This is a genomic window from Shewanella piezotolerans WP3 (assembly GCF_000014885.1).
Lineage (GTDB): Bacteria > Pseudomonadota > Gammaproteobacteria > Enterobacterales > Shewanellaceae > Shewanella > Shewanella piezotolerans.
Genome location: NC_011566.1, coordinates 3,079,901 through 3,096,085 on the forward strand (window position 1 = coordinate 3,079,901; position 16,185 = coordinate 3,096,085).

At 41.6% G+C, this 16,185-nt stretch carries 14 protein-coding genes; 4 read left to right on the forward strand and 10 right to left on the reverse strand.

The window, feature by feature from the left end; translation table 11 throughout:
- Nucleotides 1-3 precede the first annotated feature (3 nt).
- Nucleotides 4-165, reverse strand: a complete 162-nt coding sequence (locus SWP_RS24200; protein WP_020913013.1) for a hypothetical protein — start codon at nt 163-165, stop codon at nt 4-6.
- A gap of 398 nt (nt 166-563) precedes the next feature.
- On the opposite strand from SWP_RS24200, the gene fusA reads away from it, so the two are divergent.
- Both fusA and SWP_RS13200 read left to right on the forward strand, forming a co-directional pair.
- Entirely contained in the window at nt 564-2,648 is a 2,085-nt protein-coding gene (gene fusA / locus SWP_RS13195) for an elongation factor G (protein ID WP_020913014.1), read from the forward strand.
- Between the two features lie 237 nt (nt 2,649-2,885).
- The gene (locus tag SWP_RS13200; RefSeq protein ID WP_020913015.1) at nt 2,886-3,830 is read left to right on the forward strand and encodes a hypothetical protein; all 945 of its coding nucleotides are present in this window, start codon (nt 2,886-2,888) and stop codon (nt 3,828-3,830) included.
- Between the two features lie 14 nt (nt 3,831-3,844).
- On the opposite strand, the gene SWP_RS13205 is transcribed toward SWP_RS13200, so the two are convergent.
- Both SWP_RS13205 and cobB read right to left on the reverse strand, forming a co-directional pair.
- The gene (locus SWP_RS13205) at nt 3,845-4,315 is read right to left on the reverse strand and encodes an AAA family ATPase (protein WP_020913016.1); all 471 of its coding nucleotides are present in this window, start codon (nt 4,313-4,315) and stop codon (nt 3,845-3,847) included.
- A 5-nt stretch (nt 4,316-4,320) separates the two neighbouring features.
- On the reverse strand, nt 4,321-5,055 hold the full coding sequence (gene cobB, locus SWP_RS13210; RefSeq protein ID WP_020913017.1) for a Sir2 family NAD+-dependent deacetylase: 735 nt from the start codon (nt 5,053-5,055) through the stop codon (nt 4,321-4,323).
- 268 nt (nt 5,056-5,323) lie between these two features.
- Here cobB and fur point away from each other — a divergent pair, with 268 nt between their 5' ends.
- Complete coding sequence (gene fur, locus SWP_RS13215; protein WP_020913018.1) at nt 5,324-5,755, forward strand: ferric iron uptake transcriptional regulator; 432 nt, start codon at nt 5,324-5,326, stop codon at nt 5,753-5,755.
- A 72-nt stretch (nt 5,756-5,827) separates the two neighbouring features.
- Here the strand turns inward: fur and SWP_RS13220 are convergent, their stop codons facing one another.
- Complete coding sequence (locus SWP_RS13220) at nt 5,828-6,328, reverse strand: GNAT family N-acetyltransferase (protein WP_020913019.1); 501 nt, start codon at nt 6,326-6,328, stop codon at nt 5,828-5,830.
- 217 nt (nt 6,329-6,545) lie between these two features.
- Here SWP_RS13220 and SWP_RS13225 point away from each other — a divergent pair, with 217 nt between their 5' ends.
- Nucleotides 6,546-8,216: an FMN-binding glutamate synthase family protein gene (locus tag SWP_RS13225; RefSeq protein WP_020913020.1), complete on the forward strand. Its 1,671-nt coding sequence runs from the start codon at nt 6,546-6,548 to the stop codon at nt 8,214-8,216.
- Between the two features lie 12 nt (nt 8,217-8,228).
- Here the strand turns inward: SWP_RS13225 and SWP_RS13230 are convergent, their stop codons facing one another.
- The 6 genes from SWP_RS13230 to odhB form a co-directional block, all read right to left on the reverse strand.
- Nucleotides 8,229-9,152, reverse strand: coding sequence for an AEC family transporter (locus SWP_RS13230; protein WP_020913021.1), 924 nt, complete (start codon nt 9,150-9,152; stop codon nt 8,229-8,231).
- Nucleotides 9,153-9,386: 234 nt separating this feature from the next.
- On the reverse strand, nt 9,387-9,695 hold the full coding sequence (locus SWP_RS13235) for a hypothetical protein (protein ID WP_020913022.1): 309 nt from the start codon (nt 9,693-9,695) through the stop codon (nt 9,387-9,389).
- A 495-nt stretch (nt 9,696-10,190) separates the two neighbouring features.
- Nucleotides 10,191-12,206, reverse strand: a complete 2,016-nt coding sequence (locus SWP_RS13240; RefSeq protein ID WP_044555914.1) for a methyl-accepting chemotaxis protein — start codon at nt 12,204-12,206, stop codon at nt 10,191-10,193.
- Between the two features lie 663 nt (nt 12,207-12,869).
- On the reverse strand, nt 12,870-13,742 hold the full coding sequence (sucD, locus tag SWP_RS13245; RefSeq protein ID WP_020913025.1) for a succinate--CoA ligase subunit alpha: 873 nt from the start codon (nt 13,740-13,742) through the stop codon (nt 12,870-12,872).
- On the reverse strand, nt 13,742-14,908 hold the full coding sequence (gene sucC, locus SWP_RS13250; RefSeq protein ID WP_020913026.1) for an ADP-forming succinate--CoA ligase subunit beta: 1,167 nt from the start codon (nt 14,906-14,908) through the stop codon (nt 13,742-13,744). The genes sucD and sucC overlap by 1 nt, the downstream gene beginning before the upstream one ends.
- An 81-nt stretch (nt 14,909-14,989) precedes the next feature.
- The gene (odhB, locus tag SWP_RS13255; protein WP_020913027.1) at nt 14,990-16,180 is read right to left on the reverse strand and encodes a 2-oxoglutarate dehydrogenase complex dihydrolipoyllysine-residue succinyltransferase; all 1,191 of its coding nucleotides are present in this window, start codon (nt 16,178-16,180) and stop codon (nt 14,990-14,992) included.
- Nucleotides 16,181-16,185 lie beyond the last annotated feature (5 nt).

Genomic DNA, 16,185 nt, shown 5'->3' on the forward strand with positions numbered 1-16,185 from the left:
CCGCTATTCATCATTTAGCAGATTTACCGCTTCTTTTTGTTGCATAACAATGATGGCTGCACCAAATATAAGAGGCAAAAGAGTCACAAAGGCAAGAAGGCTGAACTTCTTCTTAAAGCTCAATCGGTTGGCTATATGCATTCCAGCAAATAAAAAAGCATTCATTCAATATCGAGTCCGTTCTGTTACGAGTTGATAACACATGACCCGTAGTCAATGAATTATATTTCATCTTGTTTCCTAATAACTCGAAGAAATAGTTCTGAACTTAATGTTCAATAATTTTGAGAACTCGTTTTTCTGTGACTATTTACAGCATCTATACAGCGCAATATTTATTCTAATTAGCCAAAAAAAGAAAAATATCACCGACTACATGGATAAACTAGCGTCCAGTATGAGCTAGAGAATGATTAGGAAATGATAATTTATGGCTCAAAATGTGATTTTTTCATGATATTTCGCTTAAATTAGCGCTGAATGATAAAAATCGATAAAAAAAATGGAAAAGTATTGCTATACTTGCGCGGAATTTTAGAACGTAACTCCAATAGAGTAGAAAAATGACTGATTTATCAAAGTACAGAAACATTGGTATCTTTGCTCACGTTGACGCGGGTAAGACCACCACAACAGAGCGTATCCTTAAGCTTACCGGTAAAATCCATAAGATAGGTGAAGTTCATGACGGCGAGTCAACAACTGACTTCATGGAACAGGAAGCTGAGCGTGGTATTACCATTCAGTCTGCTGCTGTTAGTTGTTTTTGGAACGACCACCGTTTCAACGTTATTGACACCCCTGGCCACGTTGACTTCACAGTAGAAGTTTATCGTTCTCTTAAAGTTCTTGATGGCGGTGTTGGTGTATTCTGTGGTTCTGGTGGTGTTGAACCACAATCAGAAACTAACTGGCGTTATGCGAACGAATCAGAAGTTGCACGTATCATCTTCGTAAACAAGTTAGACCGTATGGGTGCTGACTTCTTGCGTGTTGTTAAGCAAACTCAAGACGTTCTTGCAGCTAACCCACTTGTTATGGTTCTACCAATCGGTATCGAAGATGAGTTCTCAGGTGTTGTTGACCTGCTAACTCGTAAGGCTTGGATATGGGATGAAACTGGACAAGCTGAAAACTACAAGATTGAAGATGTTCCAGCTGACATGGTTGACCAAGTTGAAGAATACCGTGAAATGCTTATCGAAACTGCTGTTGAGCAAGACGATGACCTAATGGAAGCTTACATGGACGGCGAAGAGCCATCTATGGAAGACATTAAGCGTTGTATCCGTAAGGGTACTCGTACAATGGACTTCTTCCCAACATACTGTGGTTCTGCATTTAAGAACAAAGGTATGCAGCTTCTTCTTGACGCTGTTGTTGATTACCTACCAAACCCAGTTGAAGTTGATCCTCAACCTCTTACTGATGAAGAAGGTAATGAAACAGGCGAAGTTGCAACAGTATCTGTTGACGAGCCATTAAAAGCACTAGCATTCAAAATCATGGATGACCGTTTTGGTGCCCTTACCTTCGTACGTATCTACTCAGGTAAGATCAACAAAGGTGACACCATCCTTAACTCGTTTACAGGTAAAACTGAACGTGTTGGTCGTATGGTTGAAATGCAAGCTGATGAGCGTAACGAACTTGATTACGCACAAGCTGGTGACATCATCGCTATCGTAGGTATGAAGAACGTGCAAACTGGTCACACTTTGTGTGATGTTAAGCACCCTTGTACTCTTGAAGCTATGGTATTCCCAGAGCCAGTTATCTCTATCGCTGTTGCGCCAAAAGATAAAGGCGGATCAGAGAAAATGGGTATCGCTATCGGTAAAATGATTGCAGAAGATCCATCTTTCCGCGTAGAAACTGACGAAGACTCAGGTGAAACTATTCTTAAAGGTATGGGTGAGCTTCACCTAGACATTAAGGTAGATATCCTTAAGCGTACATACGGCGTTGACCTAATTGTAGGTGAGCCTCAAGTTGCCTACCGTGAAACTATTACTCAGGTTACTGAAGATAGCTACACGCATAAGAAACAGTCTGGTGGTTCTGGTCAGTTCGGTAAGATCGACTACGTTATCCGTCCAGGTGAGCAAAACACTGGTTTCACTTTCAGCTCTTCAGTTGTTGGTGGTAACGTACCGAAAGAATTCTGGCCTGCAGTTGAGAAAGGTTTCGCATCTATGATGGATACCGGTACTGTTGCTGGTTTCCCTGTACTAGACGTTGAACTAGAACTTACTGATGGTGCTTTCCACGCAGTTGACTCGTCAGCTATCGCGTTCGAAATCGCTGCTAAAGGTGCATTCCGTCAGTCTATGCCTAAAGCCGGTGCACAACTTCTTGAGCCAATCATGAACGTTGACGTATTCAGCCCAGAAGACAACGTAGGTGACGTAATTGGTGACCTTAACCGTCGTCGTGGTATGATCAAAGACCAAATGGCTGGTGTTACTGGTGTTCGTATTAAAGCTGACGTACCGTTATCAGAAATGTTCGGTTACATCGGTTCACTACGTACAATGACATCTGGTCGTGGCCAATTCTCAATGGAATTCGCTCACTACGCACCATGTCCAAACAGTGTTGCTGAAAAAGTTATCGCTGAAGTTAAAGAAAGAAACGCTAAGAAGTAACTATTACTGAATAGTTACTACTCTGAAGAGTTTTAAACTTTAATAAAAGCCTATAGGTGAAAATCTATAGGCTTTTTTATTGCCGTCAAACAATAGCAGCAAACCCTGCTCTAGCGCATAGTCAACATTCCATAAAATTAATCCTAATTTTGTTGCATCACTCCCATATTTAGAATGCTAAGTTGCTTTAGTCGTCAAAGCCGATAAAGTACGCGCTCGGTTTCTAGGCTCAACATTATGACGACTCAATCATTCAAACTTTTAGCACTTGTTTTCACGCTATTCAGCTCTTATTTTACTTATGCCAGCCAAGAACTCGATAGCACAGTTAACCAACAGCTCACCCCTAAGCATTGGAGTGGTCTGCCTCTGCTGGCAGATAAAGCGTCTGAACGTGGATACCAATTACCCATTCCGGTTGGGGTAACGCTGTTTTACAACGACATTGAAGCTGACTACATCGCCAGCGATGACTTTAAGGTTCAGGTAGATGGCGGTTTGCTTGGTCTAAGAGGGCCTAATGATTACCTCGTTCCAGCAGAGGATGTCACCATTACAGGCCGCGACAAGAGCGTGCAGCTGAAACTAGATGCGTGGGTCTTACCTTTCTGGAATGTTTATGGGATCCTTGGTTATACCGAAGGCAATAAAGATATAAAAGCAAAGCTAGATAATGTTGAGGGACTGCCTTGCGGCGAAAGTTGCGATGGTGTTGTGCTGCCAATCCCAATAAGCTATACCGCTACAAACTTTGGTTTAGGCACAGTCCTTGCGGGTCAAATAGCGCCTATAATTGGAGACACACCTTTTACCATTATGGCAATAGGTGCCGTCATTAAAGCTAAAACAGATACCACCGATAGTTCAATTAAAACCAAACTTGCTTCAGTGCGCATAGGGCAACGCTTTGATGTTGCTGGTGATAAATTAGCCTGGTTCTTAGCGTTTAGCCATCAAAGTGTTCGCCAAAATGTTACCGGTGAATACTCTTTTAAAGGGACTGAACTCGCCCCCTTAATGGAAAATGTAAAATTCGATATCGATCTTGCTAAGCAAGAAACTAAAAACATCTCATTTAGCTTAAACTATGATTTTGGGCCTAAAAATGAATGGAACCTCTATGCCGAATATGGATTCCTTAACTGGAACCATCTAATTATTGGCATGGGTCGTCGTTTTTAGCCCCTAAGTTAATTTCAGATAGGTTCAAACATCGACGCCATGCGTTTGATACTTTGAAAAGGCACACCGTGACGGTTTCTCTTAGCACAAAGTTGTTGATGTTTTACCGAAGCTGGGTCGCCTATTTGCTGGATACGTACTTCGTAACCTAATGCCTGTGCTGCTGCGCTATACGCTTTAAACTCCCAATAAGCTAGGTTGGTATTATCACAAATAACCAAAGGCAACCCGTCAGCCATGGCTTCGATAAATGCAGTTAAGTTTAACTGGTGATATTTTGGCAACAGCTTTTGGTTAAACAGATACACGCCCATGTTATAAAAAAGGCTGTCGGTTGAAAATATACCGTATTGCTTTTCAGTCTGAATCGAGCTGCCATTTTGTTGATAAGTAGCAACAAACTCTTTTGCCCAGTAGCTTTTACCACTACCGGGGAGTCCGCGCATAATAATCGCAAGCTTCTGGTCAGCAGATGCATCAAGCATATTGATTATCCAACCAGCATTTGATCATTAATGACTTTTCCTTGGAGGATTTGTTCGACCAATTTGGGCAGCAATTCACTCGCCTTTCCCTGTAAATGGTATTGGAACTGGCTATGCCGATCTGCTGGCATTAGATTAATATCGACGGTTTGTGCTCCATGATGATTTGCTGTGTCAACAAAACCAGCAGCAGGATATACGGTGCCAGATGTACCGATCGCAATAAACAGATCGCAGCTGTCTAAGGCATGCTGAATGCGATCTAAGCCGATTGGCATTTCACCAAACCAAACAACGTGAGGACGAAGCCTTTGCGCTGGAATACAACAAGTACAAGTATGGTCAGGACCAAAAGGCTCTCTCAGTAAAAAGGTTTGTCTAGAGCGAGGGCAACGCCCTTTCGAGAGCTCGCCATGCATATGTAACAAGCGCTTTGAACCCGCCCTTTCATGAAGATCATCAATATTTTGCGTGACAACGAGTAACTTACCTTCAAATTCACGTTCCAACTTAGCCAGAGCATCATGGCCAGCGTTGGGTTCGATGCAACCATTATGGAACTGCTGCCAGCGCTCATTATAGAATTGTTCCACTAATTGTGGGTTCTTCTCATAACCTTCAGGTGTTGCGACCTCTTCAATCTTATGCTCCTCCCACAAACCATCTTGATCTCGAAAGGTACGTAATCCAGATTCTGCCGAGATCCCGGCGCCAGTTAGTATTACTATCTGCTGGTACATCTACAGTCCTATTTCTTAGTATTGTTGTTTCCATTTTGCCAAGGATAGAATAATTTTTACATTAGGCATTAGTATAAACGCTAATAACAATACAAAAAGTACGCTTAAATTGCTTGTTTTATATCAGCTTTATCGCTTTTATTTACAATAGATGTCTTATTACTATATCAAAGGTTTAAGTTTTCTAATTGTGCACATATAATGGATTGAATACTCACATATGAACTGGCTCGCGTTGACAGGCCGTTCTGCAATCAAGAGAACAATAATGACAGATGGAAATCAAGCGCTAAAGAAAGCGGGTTTGAAAGTAACCTTACCACGAGTCAAAATTTTAGAATTGATGCAAGGACCAGAGAATCAGCATATCAGTGCTGAAGATCTTTATAAAAAGCTACTGGATTTGGGCGAAGAGATCGGCTTAGCGACGGTTTATCGAGTACTTAACCAGTTTGATGACGCAGGAATAGTCACACGTCACCATTTCGAAAGCGGCAAAGCTGTATTCGAACTTGCAACACAACACCACCATGATCATCTTGTATGTTTATCATGCGGTAAGGTCTTCGAGTTTTCAGATGATATGATTGAGCAACGCCAAGACGAAATTGCCATGAAGCACAACATTAAGCTGACAAACCACAGTCTTTACCTTTACGGTGTATGCACCAATGACAACTGCGAGCATGGTGAGCCTTAAGGTTTATTTAGTTAAAAAAACCAGCTAAATGCTGGTTTTTTTATGGGGCACAATTGACAAAATCGCCCTTGGCTAAAGATACTTGTGAAAAACATTTACCTTGTGTCCCATAAACTTATCCCTACCACGCTCTTGCATACCCAACTTTTTTGCCACACCTTCTGAGCCTTTATTCCCGATGAGGATTAAAGCAATAGCCTCTTGGATATCGTAATCAATGAATTTAGTTAAGGCGGCAGTCCCTGCTTCAAAGCCAATCCCCTTCCCCCAGTAGCTAGGAAGGTAACGGTAACCGAGCTCCACTTCATCAAACTCCTCAATATACTTTGGCCCGCAAAAGCCTATAACTTTAGCATCTGCTTTATGTTCTACAGCCCAACGCCCATAACCAAATTGCTCATAGTTACTTAGGATCATGTTTTCCAAAATCTCTTCGGCCTGCGTAATATTAGTCATTGGCGCACCAGGTATATAGGTGAGAATTTCCGGGATGCTGTTGAGTAAAAAAATTGCTTTAGTATCTTTTGACTCAAATCGTCGTATTATCAGTCTCTCGGTTTCAGCAATTATCACTTTAAACTCCTTGGTATTGCGCTATCCATATTACTACAACACACAATATTTCAAACATAGTATGCTTATCTGTATTCACGACTTTTTGACTATAATCGATACTAATATAACTAATTTCTACTTAAATTAGAAAGTATTAAAACAAGATTGCCTAATCGGCAAAAATGCCTTTCAATAAGACAATCCGCTATCAGGTGCATAATAGTAAGGAATATTTATGACCATCATGCAAAAGTTCTTTTGGATTATCGCTTCTTTAGGAAACTTAGTCGCAATAAACCTAGCCATTAGCCAAACCAGTATTGGAACCATTTTCTTACTATTATTGACAATCACTTACAGCACTATTGGCTACTTCGATATGTACCATAGTAAGCATACACTCAATCGTCTCTACCCTGTTGTCGCACATATCCGCTATTTTTTAGAATCTTACAGAGTTGAGATTCAACAGTATTTTATTGCTAATGATACCGAGGAAAAACCATTCAACCGTGAGCAACGCTCTTTAGTTTACCAACGAGCTAAAAATGTCAGAGACACCATCGCTTTTGGTACACAGCGTGATCTGCTTGAGGATAATTATTTAAGCCTTTGGCAATCTCTGCACCCAAGAGCAGTGCAAGCTGATGCTAAGCGAGTACGGTTTGGGGGGCCAGATTGTTTACAACCCTATGATGCGTCCTACCTCAACATATCCGCGATGAGCTTTGGTTCATTAAGCTCTAACGCTATTGAAGCGCTGAATTTAGGGGCATTGAAGGCCGGCTGTTATCACAACACGGGAGAAGGTGGTGCTAGCCCCTACCATTTGAAGCACCATGGAGATATTGTTTGGCAAATTGGTTCTGGGTTATTTGGCTGTCGTGATGAAGAAGGTAACTTTAACCCCGAATCATTCGCTGCGATGGCGACTCGCCCACAAATCAAGATGATTGAAATTAAGCTTTCTCAAGGGGCAAAGCCTGGACATGGTGGTGTATTACCTGCTGCAAAGATTACTGATGAAATTGCTACAATTAGGCACATTGCTAAAGATAAGGATTGTGTATCACCCGCGGTAAATCCTGAATGCACCACACCAAAAGATCTGCTTAATTTTGTCGTCAAGCTGAGAACACTAAGTGAAGGGAAGCCCATTGGATTTAAGCTCTGTATCGGTAATCCGGTAGAATTTTTAGGTTTGTGTAAAGCAATGTTAGAAACAGGGATAACGCCCGACTTTATTACGGTAGATGGTGCTGAGGGCGGTACTGGCGCTGCACCAGTCGAGTTTTCCAATCGTTTAGGTATGATGTGCTTAGAGGGAGTATATTTTACTCATAACGCGCTTATAGGCGCAGGGTTACGAGATAAAATTAATATTATCGCTTCAGGCAAGACAGCATCAAGTTTCGATCTTTTGGCCAAAATAGCGATGGGAGCCGATTCAGTCAATGCTGCCCGTACCATGATGATGTCACTTGGTTGCATTCAATCTCGCCACTGTAATACCAATATGTGCCCTACAGGTATAGCCACTCAAGACCCAGCTAGAAGCAAAGCCGTAAACGTTATAGAAAAAAGTGAACGGGTAAAAAACTACCACCACAACACCATAGAAAGTTTTTTTGAACTGGTTGGCAGTATGGGCTTGGACAATCCAGCCAAGTTACTGCCTCATATGTTGAAAAAGCGCACTCCATATGGGCTATTAATGTCAGTAGGCAGTCTCATCGAGCCATTAAAAGAAAACGAATTACTGCAAGAGAAACATATTGAGGGACCTTGGAGCGACTGGTGGCATATGGCAAGAAGTGATGATTTCTATAGTGAGGATACCTATATCCTATCGCCGGCAGAGTTTTCACGCGCCAAACATAGCAGTAGTAAGCTTAAGCCTAGATAAATGTTGCTTTAATCATAATAAAACCGATAACCAAAAGCTCATCGTAAACACACACAGTGCTGTGGAAAGAACCACAGTGCTGGCAATGACAGCCTGTTGAGCTTGAACTTGCATGGCAACAAGATAAGCATTAATGCCAAGCGGGGAGGCACTGAGCAATACCAATACAGCTAATAAATTAGCTTCTAGCCTGAACATCGAGCCTAGGGCATAGACTAGCGCTGGCAGAAAAATCAATTTGACCAATGAGGCCATTATAGCCAATTTCCAATCTTTAGCTATTTTATAAAAGCTCAGGTTAGCACCTAATACAAACAGCGCACATGCTAATGCTGGTTGGCTCAATAAATCAATACCACTTGCTAAGTTATCAGCTAAAGGGATTTGCAATAGATTGAATGCTAGACCTAGTGAGATACTCATAACAATAGGGTTAAACACGATGCCTTTTATAAATGGTCCGGCTTTAAACTCTGCTTTGTTTCTGCTTAAAGCCAAAATAAAGGTCAATGAAAAAAGCAATGCACTATGAAAGGTAATGATAATAAACACATTGCCCATCATCTCCTGACCTAGCGCGCCAACGATAATAGGTAACCCCACTAAAATAGTGTTTGAGTAACTACAACCTAACCCATAAGCAGCACTATTACCTATACGTTGCTGATGCCCTCTTCGCACAAAGTAGAAGAGTAAAAAGCCTATGCCGTAAGCAACTAACACTGGTAGGTAAAAACTAATTAAAGCATTAATATTAAAGCTTTTATTTAGGTCGGCCTGATACATATTGATGAATAAAAAAGCAGGAATGCAGAGGTAAAAAGTGAATAAACTTATCCCACCTATCTGCTCTTTTGAAAAAACGGATCTCGTGGTGAGTATATAACCTAATACGGCCATAAATAGGAGTGGAAAAACAATTGAAATAATGGCCATACAGGTTTAATTTTTCCTAGAAAAGATAACAGGAATTACCTTGATAGAATATAAGGTATAAAGATTAGTAATTATATCAAATTAATATGGGAAATCAGACAAGTTAAGAGATTATTTTAAAAAAAACGATATGATCTTTTATCGGTATGGCAGTCATTAACAAGGCTGGTAAATAAGCATCCGCTGCTATAAAAAAATTTTTAAAACCTGCAAACAAACGCCCTTTGTCGGACTCTAATTGCTAGAAATATTCAAAGGAATAATATTGCAAAAAATCTCTTTCTCAAACTGCTGCTCAAGCTTATCTCTCCATGATTGTTTATTAATCGGCACCAGAAAAAAATTCTCTCTAGATGTATCCGTGACAAAAGCCATATCATGACGCATTAGCTCAAAATGAATGTCGTTAACAAAATCGGCTGAAAAATTCTGCCGCCCTGTTAGCTGATTGATATCTTTACGTGTTAAAGATACCCCTTCATTGAGTCCTTCGAACCTTAACCTTAACCAATCTGAAAACTCTTTTGCGCTGACCATAGACATAAAATCTACCTACAAGTTCCTCTATAGATAAATTAGGTATAACAGATCGCTGTTACATCGCCATATTTTGGCGTTGTTTTTCGATTTTTATCACCAATCATTCTAATTGCTTCTTAGGTATAAACATTAAACTATAAAAAAAAGAGGGCAAATACTTAGAAACGCGCTAGGGGTTGTTGTTCTTTCATGGTTGTTTTTACCGCAGTTTATTGGTTATTTTGCCAAGGCAGAGGTTATGCGGTTTAATCATTCTCCACAAATCACCTGTAACGCAGTATAAATAGCTAAGCTGCGCGGCCTTTCGGGTTCGTTTCAATGCTTTTATCCTTGCGTTACGTGCTTTTCACTCAGCTCGCTATGCATCATCGCTCAAGACTTGCCCAAAAAGGCCATTGAATTTGAACAAAAAACAAGCTAAAACGCTCAACAACCTCTAGTAAAACTCGAGAGTTTGTCCTCATATAGCGATAATTTATACAACTAACGCCCTTGCGTTTACGACTTAAAGCGAGCCATCGCATTTATCAACTCTGAAGATTGAGATTCAGTCTCCTGAATGGTTACAGCTAAAGATTGTGTTTGAGTCACCGTACCGGAAGCCATTTCATCAATCTCTATAATCTCTTGATTCATCTGTATTGCCGTGCTTGATTGCTGGGTGATTGTTGAGGAAATATCGACCATATGCTGTTCAAGTTGCTCCATCGAGGTCAAAATAGTTTCAAACTCTGGAATAACTGCAAGCGTCGCAGCTTTGTTGACTTTAGTCTCTTCTAACCCTTGGTTCATTACATCTACCGCATCTTTAGCCGTATTTTGCAGCTTGGCAACGATATCGTGAATTTGAGTCGTTGAAGTCTGAGTTCTAGAAGCTAAGTTGCGAACTTCGTCAGCGACAACAGCAAAACCGCGCCCCTGTTCACCAGCTCTTGCGGCTTCAATAGCCGCATTTAACGCTAATAGATTCGTCTGCTCAGCAATTGCGCCAATAACATTAACCACTTCACCTATTTTGCTAGTATCTTGCTCTAATGCCGCAACGACGTCTGTTGCTTGTTGGATCTGATCAGCTAAAACGCCCATCCTTTCATTAACTGTTTCAATATTTGCTACCCCACTGACAACCCCTTGCTTAGTTTCAGATGCGATGGCAGAGATATCTTGTGCACGACCCGCTACATGTTCGCTAGTCTGTGCCATTTCCACAGATGCACTAGCTACACTCGCAAGTTGTGTTTTTTGCTGCCCTACAATGGCGTTAGTTTCAGTTGTAGATTGTAGGCTCTCCTGCGAGTTCTGATAGAACTTATTCGCCATAGAACTGGACTCATTAACCATCAATTGAATTTTGCTGACAAAATCATTAAAAGCATCTGACAATTTTCCGAGTTCATCTTGTCGATTGATATTAAGCCGACGGGTTAGATCCGCATCACCTTGACTGATTGAATGCATCGCTTGCTGCAGCTGTTGAAACGGCTTTAGCTGCCATTTGATGAGCAACCACATAAACAGTGCAATGACACAGCTGAAAACGATAGAATTTAAAATGTTATCCCATATAGCGGTATCTATAGGCGCAGTGATTGCGCTTTCTGGCAACATAACCGCGACGTTCCAGTGAACTTCTGGTAGCGCTCGCTCATAGGCTTGTATAAAAACGCGATATTGCTGGTTCTTCCACTGCACATGATGTTCAGTCATATTTTTATTCTTATAGTCCTGCCACATAAGGCCAAAGCCTTGTGCGCCTTGCTGGCTATAGTTTTGATCGATACCAGCCATATCCAATGTGCTTAGGCCATTAGTAACCATTTGATTGACCATGTCAGGAAAATTAACTAACAAGCCACTATCACTTACCACAAACACATCGAGTCCAGGATATACACTCTGTAAAGCCGCAAACTCTTGATTAACCTGCTCTAAATCCAAATCTAAGCCAACGGTTCCAATAAGATTACTCTGTTGGTCAAATGCTGGCGCTCTAAATGTTAAAAGAATTTCGCCATCAGCATCTAAGTAGGGATCATTAACATAATGATTCATTTGGCTAAGAAATTCTTGCCAAAATGGACGCTTGTTTATGTAGTAATCAGGATCTTTATTCTTACTATCATGGTCAAAATATTCCCATGTTGCTGTGGTAGTAAAAAAAAGGCTGACTAATGAAGGATCAAGCTTTATTAATGATTGGAAATACTTACTGACTGGTTTTAACGCTTGGTGGTCTTCATAATCGATGCCACGCTCTTGAATCGACTTTATTGCAGCTGTGGTACTGGGGTGGGTAAACACTGCATCTAACTGGTTATTGCGCGAATACAGCATATGATCGATTTTACCGGTAAGTTGTTGCAATACTCTATCAACTTCTTCACTCAGTACAGCCGCAGACTCCTGTCGAACCTGGTAACTTTTGAGTATTAAGCTACCAAGTGTTATCAAGGTCAGCGTTAGCAATAGTCCTGCGATAAACTGCCGCGCCATACTCTGTTGAAGAAAAACCATGCCTTTCGATCTCCGTCATTATCATTATTAGAATTCTTATTAACAGTGTCTAATGAGATGAACCGCTTGAACCATCTACAAACCTACCGCTATTTTGAATCTCGCTACCATCATGCAAGATTTCATCTTTACCTACTGAACGTACAATAAAAAAATACAACTATAGAATACAATATACCCGCTGTAGTTTTATGTTGCTAGTCACCAACCAAAATTGCTATACGATTGAATCTAAATCAATATTTAATGATTCCAGATGAAATTAAATCAGGTAACTGCGCTAGAGACTCGGTAGCGACTAGTGTTTTCCTCGAAAACCTCAGCAACAAATAGTGTGAAATAAACTAGCCAGTCAGTGCAAAGGCAATATTCAGACGCTGATGTTGTCAATTAAACTAAAAATACGCTGTATAAATCAGCCTCAGTTTGGCGGATCACAACGCAATTAATGTTTCTGAATTTAGAAGTGGAGGTATATGCTTAAGAATAGGCTCAGATAAAGGAAGCTTTGAGAACTTATGGGTTTAGTCTTTGGAGCGTTATACGTTCAGAAACGATTTAAATTTTAATCGTTTGATATAGAGACAAGTTAAGACGATAGCTCCAGCAAACCATAAAAAAACCGCTCTTAGAAGAGCGGTTTTTTTGAACTAAAAACAGTTACTACCAACCTGTTTTAGTACGCAGAGCTTTACCGATGTCAGCAAGAGAGCGAACAGTCGTCACACCTGCAGCTTCTAGAGCTGCAAACTTATCTTCAGCCGTACCTTTACCGCCAGCGATAATCGCGCCAGCATGACCCATACGTTTGCCTTCAGGTGCAGTAACACCAGCAATGTATGAAACAACAGGCTTAGTGACGTTAGCTTTGATGTATTCAGCCGCTTCTTCTTCAGCAGTACCACCAATTTCACCAATCATCACGATTGCTTCTGTTTGTGGATCGTTTTGGAACATTTCCAATACGTCGATGAAGTTAGTCCCTGGAATCGGGTCACCACCAATACCTACACAAGTAGATTGGCCAAAACCTTCATCAGTAGTTTGCTTAACCGCTTCGTACGTTAATGTACCAGAGCGTGAAACAATACCCACTTTACCAGGCTTATGGATGTGACCAGGCATGATACCAATCTTACACTCACCAGGAGTGATAACACCTGGACAGTTAGGACCAATCATACGAACATTAGTTTCTTCAAGCTTAACTTTAACTTGAAGCATATCAAGCGTTGGGATCCCTTCAGTAATACAAACGATTAGCTCAATGCCACCGTCAATTGCTTCTAGGATTGCATCTTTACAGAAAGGTGCAGGAACGTAGATAACCGTTGCCGTTGCGCCAGTTTCAGCTACAGCATCTTTTACAGTATTAAATACTGGAAGACCTAAGTGAACTTGACCGCCTTTTCCAGGAGACACACCACCAACCATCTGAGTACCATAAGCGATAGCTTGCTCAGAGTGGAAAGTACCTTGACCGCCAGTGAAACCCTGACAGATTACTTTAGTATCTTTATTAATTAATACAGACATTATTTGCTCTCCGCAGCTTTAACTACTTGCTCAGCCGCATCAGTCAGACTTGTAGCAGCAATGATGTCTAGATCAGAATTAGCAAGAACTTCACGACCAAGATCAGCGTTAGTACCTTCAAGACGAACAACTACAGGTACTTCAACGCCAACTTCTTTAACAGCACCAATGATGCCTTCAGCAATCATGTCACAACGAACGATACCGCCAAAGATGTTCACAAGAACCGCTTTAACATTAGAGTCAGACAAGATGATCTTGAATGCTTCAGCAACACGTTCTTTAGTTGCTCCGCCGCCAACGTCTAGGAAGTTAGCTGGCTTGCCGCCATGTAGGTTTACGATATCCATCGTACCCATAGCAAGGCCTGCACCGTTAACCATGCAACCAACGTTTCCGTCTAGTGCTACGTAGTTAAGCTCAAACTTAGCCGCGTGAGCTTCACGAGCATCATCTTGTGATGGATCGTGCATTTCACGGATTTTTGGTTGACGGAAAAGTGCGTTACCGTCGATCCCGATCTTGCCATCTAGACAGTGAATGTTACCTTCGTCTGTGATTACAAGCGGGTTGATTTCTAGCAGTGCGAAATCATGATCTTCAAACATTTTCGCTAAGCCCATAAAGACCTTAGTGAATTGCTTCATTTGAGTTGGAGTTAGACCCAACTTAAATCCAAGGTCACGTGCCTGGTATGGCTGGGGACCTGTTAGCGGATCAATAATTGCTTTGTGAATGAGCTCTGGCGTTTCTTCTGCCACAGTTTCAATTTCAACGCCGCCTTCAGTTGATGCCATGAACACAACACGTTGTGTTGCACGGTCAACAACAGCACCTAGGTACAATTCATTTGCAATGTCAGTACAGCTTTCTACTAAGATTTTAGCAACTGGCTGGCCCTTCTCATCAGTTTGGTAAGTCACTAAGTTCTTACCTAACCAATTTTCAGCAAATGCTCTTATCTCTTCTTTATCGCCAGTGACTTTAACGCCACCTGCTTTACCACGGCCGCCTGCGTGTACTTGACACTTAACAACCCACATATCACCGCCAATATGGCCTGCCGCTTCAACAGCTTCTTGAGCTGTATCACATGCAAAACCTTCTGACACTGGTAAACCATATTCGGCAAATAAAGATTTTGCCTGATACTCATGCAAATTCATGATGATCTATCCATTATACTTCTTGTCAATTTTTCAACAGGCCCTATTGGGCCTGCAACGAGGGTATTGTCTGCCTTAACCTTAAAGGTCAAGTAACAGACGAGTTGGGTCTTCTAGGAAGTCTTTAATGGCAACCAAATAACCAACCGACTCACGACCATCTACGATACGGTGGTCGTAAGAAAGTGCGAGGTACATCATAGGCAGGATTTCAACCTGACCATTAACTGCCATAGGGCGATCTTTAATGGCGTGCATGCCAAGAATCGCGCTTTGTGGCAGGTTCAAAATTGGAGTTGACATCAATGAACCAAATACACCGCCGTTAGTCACAGTGAAGTTACCACCAGTCATGTCAGCAACGGTTAATTTACCGTCACGTCCTTTAAGTGCTAATTCACGAACATTACGTTCAATATCGGCAAGGCTCATCTTATCGGTATCACGTAGTACTGGTGTTACAAGGCCACGTGGCGTTGAAACGGCAATGCTGACATCAAAGTAGTTGTGATAAACAATTTCATCGCCATCAATTGAAGCGTTAACTTCAGGGAAGCGCTTAAGTGCTTCAGTCACCGCTTTAACGTAGAAAGACATAAAGCCTAAACGGATGCCGTGACGCTTCTCAAAAATCTCTTGATACTGCTTACGAATATCCATAATTGGCTTCATGTTAACTTCGTTAAACGTCGTTAGCATCGCAGTTGAGTTTTTAGCCTCTAGCAGACGATTAGCAATCGTCTTGCGAAGACGTGTCATCGGTACACGCTTTTCGCTACGTTCAGCAAGCGGCGCAGCTACAGCAGCAGGAGCACTTGTTGGTGCAGGAGCTGCTTTAGCATTCTTAACGAAGGCTTCAACATCTTCTTTAGTAATACGCCCGCCCACACCTGTACCTTTAACCGCTGCAGCATCAATATTATGCTCAGCAATTAAGCGACGTACTGATGGGCTTAGCGCATCACTTGTCTCTTCAGCTTCTGCTGGTGTTGCCGCTTCAGCTTCTGCTTTAGTCACTTCTTGACCAGCAACAGCACCAGCAACAAAGTTAGCAATAATCGCTTCGCCTAAGACTGTATCGCCCTCTTCCGCAAGGAATTCAGCAATCTGACCATCTTCAGGTGCAACAACTTCAAGTACTACTTTATCAGTTTCAATATCAACAAGGATTTGATCACGAGAAACTTGCTCGCCAGCTTGAACGTGCCAAGTAGCAATAGTTGCATCAGCAACAGATTCTGGCAGTACGGGTACCTTAATTTCGATACTCATGGATA

Bases quoted from the DNA above. Each gene is read 5' to 3' on its own strand.
- fur (WP_020913018.1), top strand. From the start codon at position 5,324: ATGACAGATGGAAATCAAGCGCTAAAGAAAGCGGGTTTGAAAGTAACC.
- SWP_RS13235 (WP_020913022.1), bottom strand. From the start codon at position 9,695: ATGTCTATGGTCAGCGCAAAAGAGTTTTCAGATTGGTTAAGGTTAAGG.
- SWP_RS24200 (WP_020913013.1), bottom strand. From the start codon at position 165: ATGAATGCTTTTTTATTTGCTGGAATGCATATAGCCAACCGATTGAGC.
- sucC (WP_020913026.1), bottom strand. From the start codon at position 14,908: ATGAATTTGCATGAGTATCAGGCAAAATCTTTATTTGCCGAATATGGT.
- SWP_RS13230 (WP_020913021.1), bottom strand. From the start codon at position 9,152: ATGGCCATTATTTCAATTGTTTTTCCACTCCTATTTATGGCCGTATTA.
- fusA (WP_020913014.1), top strand. From the start codon at position 564: ATGACTGATTTATCAAAGTACAGAAACATTGGTATCTTTGCTCACGTT.
- SWP_RS13240 (WP_044555914.1), bottom strand. From the start codon at position 12,206: ATGGTTTTTCTTCAACAGAGTATGGCGCGGCAGTTTATCGCAGGACTA.
- SWP_RS13205 (WP_020913016.1), bottom strand. From the start codon at position 4,315: ATGCTTGATGCATCTGCTGACCAGAAGCTTGCGATTATTATGCGCGGA.
- odhB (WP_020913027.1), bottom strand. From the start codon at position 16,180: ATGAGTATCGAAATTAAGGTACCCGTACTGCCAGAATCTGTTGCTGAT.
- sucD (WP_020913025.1), bottom strand. From the start codon at position 13,742: ATGTCTGTATTAATTAATAAAGATACTAAAGTAATCTGTCAGGGTTTC.
- SWP_RS13200 (WP_020913015.1), top strand. From the start codon at position 2,886: ATGACGACTCAATCATTCAAACTTTTAGCACTTGTTTTCACGCTATTC.
- cobB (WP_020913017.1), bottom strand. From the start codon at position 5,055: ATGTACCAGCAGATAGTAATACTAACTGGCGCCGGGATCTCGGCAGAA.
- SWP_RS13225 (WP_020913020.1), top strand. From the start codon at position 6,546: ATGACCATCATGCAAAAGTTCTTTTGGATTATCGCTTCTTTAGGAAAC.